This window comes from Nostoc flagelliforme FACHB-838 (genome assembly GCF_014698065.1).
GTDB lineage: Bacteria > Cyanobacteriota > Cyanobacteriia > Cyanobacteriales > Nostocaceae > Nostoc > Nostoc flagelliforme_B.
Genome location: NZ_JACJSI010000619.1, coordinates 1 through 2489, shown reverse-complemented (window position 1 = coordinate 2489; position 2489 = coordinate 1). Strand labels below are relative to the sequence as shown.

Annotated in this window: 1 protein-coding gene; it reads left to right on the top strand. The window is 43.5% G+C overall.

Annotated features, from left to right (window positions below; genetic code table 11):
* A partial coding sequence (locus tag H6G97_RS49755; RefSeq protein ID WP_190947610.1) for a GAF domain-containing protein occupies positions 1–2489 on the top strand: 2489 nt, incomplete at both ends.

Here is a 2489-nt window from a genome sequence, read left to right as displayed (position 1 = left end):
TGAGTATGACCTCACCTTAGCGCTGTACTCAGAAGCAGCAGAAGCGGCGTATCTCCAGGGTTGCTTTGATGAGATGGAACAGTTGGTAGAAGTGGTACTCGCTCGTGCCAAAACAGTGGTTGACAAAGTGCAGGCTTACGATAGCAGAATTCAAGGATATTTGTCACAGGGCAACCTGAAAGAAACACTAAAAACTGGGTTGGAAGCGTTAAAGCTCTTGGGAATAGATTTAATAGAAAATCCAAGTCGGGCAGATATTCAAAGGGAATTGGAGTCAACGGCTGCACTACTCGCCCAACGAGAAATCGAAGACTTAATTAATTTACCAGAGATTGCTGCACCAGAACCACTGGCAGCTATATCAATCCTATCGAATATGGTGTCTGCTGCATTTATAACGTTACCAGCACTGTGGATACTGATTGTATGTAAGAGGGTAAATCTGTCAATTAACTACGGTAATACTACCTGGTCACCACATAGTTATGCCTGCTACGGGTTGGTTCTATGTGGAGTTGTTCAAGACATTGAACTCGGTTATAAATTTGGACAACTGGCTCTCAGCTTGGCAGAACGATTGAATACCAAAAAAGGGAATGTTAAAGCATTATTGTTTTTGAGTACCCACGTCATGCACTTGAAGGTACATCTTAGGAACACAATACCACTGCTGGTTGAGGCTTATCAGGAAGGAGTGGAAACTGGAGACTTTGAATTCGCTGGTTATGCTGCATATTACTTGTGCCATAACTCATTTTTTGCTGGAGAGGAACTTACTCAACTGGAACAAAAAACAGTAATTTACAGCAAAGCGATCAACCAAATTAGACGAGAAAGTCCCTCGAGTTGGCTGACAATATTGCGGCAGACTATTCTTAATTTGTTAGATAGGTATGAGAATCCCAGCCGCTTAGTTGGTCGGGTGTGTAATGAAGAGGAGGCGTTACCACACGCTATTGTAGTTAAGGATGGAACTGCAATTCAAATGTTTTATTTATACAAAGTTATATTGTGTTATCTATTTGGGGAATATTATCAAGCTGTACAAACTGCTGTTTCGGCAAGGCAATATCTTGAAGAGGTGACAGCAATAAAGGTTTTACCTTTATTCTGTTTCTACCATTCTCTGGCGCTTTTGAACCTATCGTTCGATGTTTCAAACTCTGAAAAATCAACTTGGCTAAACTCTGTTAACACTAACCAAGAAAAGATGCAGAAATGGGCAAAACACGCCCCAATGAATTATCTACATAAATTTTATCTAGTCGAGGCAGAGAAAGCGCGAGTCTTAGGGCAATTTCTTGAGGCTGAAGAGTTTTATGAACGGGCGATTCAAGGAGCCAGAGAAAATGAATATATCCACGAAGAGGCGTTAGCATACGAATTGGCTGCAAAACATTATCTAGCGCGAGGTCGAGAAAAATTTGCCCAGATCTACATGAAAGAAGCACACTACTGCTATGAAAGATGGGGAGCGATGGCAAAAGTCAAAGATTTAGAAACTCGCTACCCGCAGTTCTTTTCTCAATCACCGGTTGTGACCTACACGCCAATCCATACAACTTCTGGAACTACTTCTGCTCGCTTAGACAGCGCGATCGATTTGGCTGCGGTAATGAAAGCAGCTCAAGCTCTTTCAGAAATAATCCATCTCGATCAATTGATCGCCACGTTAATGCAGGTGGTGATAGAAAATGCCGGAGCCGAAACAGGCGCTCTAGTGCTCCTAGAAGACGATCAACTCACTGTGGTGGCTCAGTGCAGTGGGAGTAGACAGTGCAACCTGGAAAAGATCGCTGTTACTGACTGTGCAACGATTCCTGTTCCCGTCATTTACTCAGTAGAACGTACTCAAGAAACTGTGGTGTTTGATGATGCAGTCAGCGAACCATCTTTTTTGACTGATCCTTATATTCAACACCAACAGACGCGATCGCTCCTCTCTATGCCAATTCTCAAGCAAAATCAGCTTGTCGGCATCCTTTATTTGGAGAACAAGCTTAGTACCGGAGTGTTTACCCGCGATCGCTTACAAGTCCTCAAACTGTTGATGGCTCAGGCAGCAATTTCACTGGAGAATGCTCGGTTATATGAACAGTTAGCAGACTATACCGAAACATTGGAAAGGAAGGTAGAAAAGCGAACTCAATCCCTACAGCAGGAAATCGCTGAACGTCAACAGACCGAAGCCGCATTGAGACAAAGTGAAGCGAATTATCGCAACCTGCTACAAACCGCGAATTCCGTTATCATTCGCTATGATTCGCAAGGACGAATTCGATACATCAACGATTATGGAGTGAAACTCCTGGGCTATGAAGAACATGAGATTTTAGGGCGAACCTTATTTGAAACGATCATTCCAGAAGCCGAACTCTCTGGACGCGATGTCAAACCCTTTGTTCACGATTTACTTCGCAATCCTCAATCGTACCCGCAAGGCGAAGGTGAAAACCTGTGTCGAGACGGTCGGCGGGTTTGGATGACCT